Annotated in this window: 6 protein-coding genes and 1 pseudogene; 4 read left to right on the forward strand and 3 right to left on the reverse strand. The window is 39.3% G+C overall.

From position 1 onward, the window contains the following. Positions 1-32: 32 nt before the first annotated feature. Entirely contained in the window at positions 33-302 is a 270-nt protein-coding gene (locus C200_RS16615) for a hypothetical protein (RefSeq protein ID WP_306592606.1), read from the reverse strand. On the opposite strand from C200_RS16615, the gene C200_RS16675 reads away from it, so the two are divergent. From C200_RS16675 to C200_RS04300, 4 genes are all read left to right on the forward strand, one after another. Next, entirely contained in the window at positions 264-458 is a 195-nt protein-coding gene (locus C200_RS16675) for a transposase zinc-binding domain-containing protein (RefSeq protein WP_366406796.1), read from the forward strand. The two genes, C200_RS16615 and C200_RS16675, sit on opposite strands and share 39 nt — an antisense overlap. Continuing rightward, complete coding sequence (locus C200_RS04290) at positions 383-1,354, forward strand: IS91 family transposase (RefSeq protein WP_033923677.1); 972 nt, start codon at positions 383-385, stop codon at positions 1,352-1,354. Before C200_RS16675 ends, C200_RS04290 begins: the two co-directional genes overlap by 76 nt. 178 nt (positions 1,355-1,532) lie before the next feature. After that, on the forward strand, positions 1,533-2,273 hold the full coding sequence (locus tag C200_RS04295) for an SDR family NAD(P)-dependent oxidoreductase (RefSeq protein ID WP_032126347.1): 741 nt from the start codon (positions 1,533-1,535) through the stop codon (positions 2,271-2,273). A gap of 66 nt (positions 2,274-2,339) precedes the next feature. Then, positions 2,340-2,582, forward strand: a complete 243-nt coding sequence (locus C200_RS04300; RefSeq protein WP_032126346.1) for a hypothetical protein — start codon at positions 2,340-2,342, stop codon at positions 2,580-2,582. Between the two features lie 99 nt (positions 2,583-2,681). On the opposite strand, the gene C200_RS04305 is transcribed toward C200_RS04300, so the two are convergent. Together C200_RS04305 and C200_RS14815 are read right to left on the reverse strand one after the other, a co-directional pair. Further along, positions 2,682-3,116 (reverse strand): DUF29 domain-containing protein, encoded by a 435-nt coding sequence (locus C200_RS04305; RefSeq protein WP_016212315.1) that lies wholly within the window; start codon positions 3,114-3,116, stop codon positions 2,682-2,684. A 686-nt stretch (positions 3,117-3,802) separates the two neighbouring features. Then, positions 3,803-3,973, reverse strand: a pseudogene (locus C200_RS14815) (DDE-type integrase/transposase/recombinase); the annotation flags it as partial.

Genomic DNA, 3,973 nt, shown 5'->3' on the forward strand with positions numbered 1-3,973 from the left:
GGTTCAATGAAATTGGACACATAGGTGAGAGATTAGGCACTGTTGCGAACAAGGATAGGCTCGCTGAGTACAGGTCGCGACTTTAGGAGGGCCGTTGTATAGTTTATCGTTGTCTGTATGATTAATCGCTTGTTAATCAACACAATGAGATAGTTAGTTTGATTCAATTCACGCTTAAACATCTTTTCCAAACTGGCAGAGCTTGGTGGCGCTACTATGTGGCCAATCGCGATAATATTCCTCGCTCTGTGGTTGAAGTCGTCGTGAAAATGCTCAGCTGTAGAACTAAGTTTGCAGGTCATGATGAATACAGTTGCTCTAACTCAGGATGCAAACACACCAAAGTCGTCACCTATACCTGCAAATCACGGCTATGCTCCTCATGTGGAAAAAAGCCACTGAGCAATGGATTGCTGCACAGAATAAGTTACTCCCAAAGTGCGAATACCAGCACATAACATTCACCATGCCAAAAGCACTTTGCCCGTTTTTCCTTGCTAATCGTGAGCTACTGAATCATCTATCACGACTCGCCGCAAATGTTCTGCTCAAAACTGCAAAGAAGAAAAAAATTAAGATCGGTATATTCACAGCTCTGCATACTTTCGGCCAGAGTTTAAATTGGAATACGCACGTCCACTTATCAGTGACACGTGGTGGCTTATCTAAGTGCAAGACAACCTGGAAGAAAGTTTATTTCACAAAGAAAAAAACGATGCCAATGTGGCGGTTTTCGATTGTTAATTTATTACGCACCGCTTACAAAACAGGGAAACTCGTGATTCCTCATCAATATCAAAACCACATTACTGACCTCACATCATTTAATCGATTCATCAACCCAGAATACAATAAACTCTGGCATGTCCATTTTGCAAAAGCTCAGCCTTCACACCACCAAAACGTTGATTATTTAGGTCGATACTTAAAGCGACCGCCACTCTCAAATTCACGCTTACTGCACTATGATGGCAAAGAAGTGATCTTTCGCTATATTGATCGCAAAACGGGTAAGCAGGAAAAGCACACCAGTACAACATTTGAGTTTATTGAGCGTCTAATCCGTCACATCCCCACTAAATCATTTAAGATGATCCGCTATTACGGCTTCTTGAGCTTTCGCACCCGCGGAAAGCTGCTGCCAACAATTTATAAGTTACTGGACCAGACGGTAGAGCCGGTTAAAAAAATCACTTATGCATCACTCCTCAAAGGCTTTATCAACACTGACCCGTTTGAGTGCATCCTTTGTGGTAGCAAAATGCTTTTAACCGGTGGGCGTCCAAAGCAACGCTTGTCAGTAATCATGAAGCACCACAAAGCCCTAGCGACCATGCAGCTCATTAAGTTCTAACAGGAGCAGTCCGTCTATAATCAGGTTTTAAGCCTATTTTTAGCTGCTTTATCGATTATTGGCACCTGCACTTCGAATACTGGGAGTAATTTTTAGTCGAATTATCACAATTTCACAATATGGCTGATTTTCAGAGTATTGTATTACCTAAGCGCTAAAAGTCGAGGGAAAAAATTTCATGTCTAAATATGTTGCTATAACAGGCTCTTCTACAGGCATTGGATCATCAACTGTATCAAAATATCTAAAAGAAGGTTATATAGTTTTTGGTTTAGATATTAATAAACCAGAAGTAACCCATAATAATTTCTTCCATATAAACTGTGATATATCAAGTGTAAGCTCAATCAAAAAAGCAAGATTAGAAGTTGATAGCTTTACAAAAAAAGTCGATCACTTAGTTTCAAATGCTGGGGTGCACAGCTTTGGCTCGTTAAAAGATTTAACAGAAGAAAAATATGAAATTATTTTTAACATTAATGTAAAAGGCACCCTATTTTTCATCCAAAATTTTGTTACTTTAATTGAAAATAACTATGGTGGATCCATTTGTTTAGTGGGTTCAGATCAATCATTTGTAGGTAAAGGCTCTAGTGTCCTTTACGGTGCAACAAAAGGAGCAATAGCAACAATAACAAAATCATTGGCTATTGATTTCGCATCAAGTAATATCAGGGTTAATTCTGTTTGTCCTGGAACCATTGAAACACCTTTATACCATAACGCGGTGAAATCTAATTCGCACAAATTAAACATGACTAATGATGATCTATATAATATCCTCAAAACCTCTCAGCCTATCCAACGAGTAGGGTTACCAGAAGAAGTATCAAATGTCATTTATTTCCTAAATTCAGGTGAAGCATCATTTGTAACTGGCTCTTTATACTCTGTGGATGGAGGTTATACAGCACAGTAACTTTTTCTACTTTGACTAATCTAGCTCTTTACAGTAGATTCAAATTGAATACTAAAGAGCTTTACTATGCCCTCAACCACCCACAAAATCCTCGAACTCCTCAAATCAGGCGAAGAACTGACACGCCCCAAGGCTTACAAGTTGGGTTTCGGCCATTGTTTACCTACCTTTATCTGTCAACTCCGCAAGGAAGGCTATAATATACGTTCATGGAAGGGGGAAAAGGGCTACTACCATTATCAGCTTGATACTCGAAAGCAAGTCCAATCCGATTTGTTTGAAGTCAAACAGCTTACTTTTGATTTTTAAAACGCAAGGACCATACTCACCATATGGCAGCCTCAAGCAGCGAATTTTAACCTAGCTCCAGATCACTGCTGCTTGATATGCCTTCTTGCGTATATAAAACTACTCTGGCATAAACTCAGGATTTAATACTTGCTCTAACGTGTACGGGCATGATTTAGGGAATGTTTTAATCGGTATATCAGTTTCATTAGATGCAGCTTTTACACCCCGTTTATATGCTTTATCAAAGCATTCATCAAGCTTGCTTTTTAAACTGGGGACATCTTCGAATAAATCCTCAACATCATCACGATTGTTTTGAATTGTAAGCGACCATGAGCGACCACGGTGAGAAGGCTGGTATTGCCATTTTAATAAATGCTGAATAATCAACTTTAATCGAGCAGTGAGCTGGTCGCGTTTACTATTACCCAAGTCTTCTAACTCCTCGATCACATTCACCATATCAACCTCATTGAACTTACCTTGTTTCAACAATTCAGCATTCTCATGTGCCCATGCATAAATGTCTAAATCATGCTCAGCTCTTGCCATCACCTTCCTCACTCAATACTTGCAACGATGAAAACTACACCATGCTTACTAGATTATACTCTGATACCCTCACATCAACAATCAACACCACCCCCAAAACTAACCCACAATTTCAGTGCATAACCGTGTGGATAATCACTTAAATCAGCTCAAAATATAAACCATTTTAATGCTGTACAAATATTGATCAATTACAACCTTTCCCAATAATAAAAACCATCAGAATCCACTTTCCTCTTCCTAATCAACTCTTGCAATACTGGCTGCAAACTACTGTACTCTACTTTTTGAGAGCGTAGACGATCTAGCACTTGGTCTTGTGTGCATTTTCCGAGGAACTTCACCGTTGCGAATACGGCGGCAATTGGGCCTATGTCTTGTTTAGCGCTTAGGAATTACAATACTCTGAAAATCAGCCATATCATGAAATTGAAATAATTCGACTAAAAATTACTTCCAGCACCCAAAGCATAGGTGCTAATTAAGTGATGAAATAGCAAAAATCAGGCTTAAAGCGGCACTGTTGCGAAAAATTTAGATTTGAGTATGGTGTAGCAATCAACTGAAATTAAGAGTGAATTACTGTGGCTAGACGTAAACGATTTAAGAAGAATCAACCCTTTAAATGGAAGCACTACTCTGGTGAGATCATTCTTTGGTTGGTGCGCTGGTATGGCCGCTATGCCTTATCTGGCACAGATATTCTGTTTTTTAATATAACGTAATTGACCTTTTTGAACCATGCGCATCGCTTCCATTATGTCAATGGTAGGCCGTGCTGTAGAAAGTGATTGGTACCATTGGCGGAAACGGGATTTGCGCTTTACCGCTTTGTGATCATTTTCAATGCAGTTGTT

This window comes from Piscirickettsia salmonis LF-89 = ATCC VR-1361, assembly GCF_000297215.2.
GTDB lineage: Bacteria > Pseudomonadota > Gammaproteobacteria > Piscirickettsiales > Piscirickettsiaceae > Piscirickettsia > Piscirickettsia salmonis.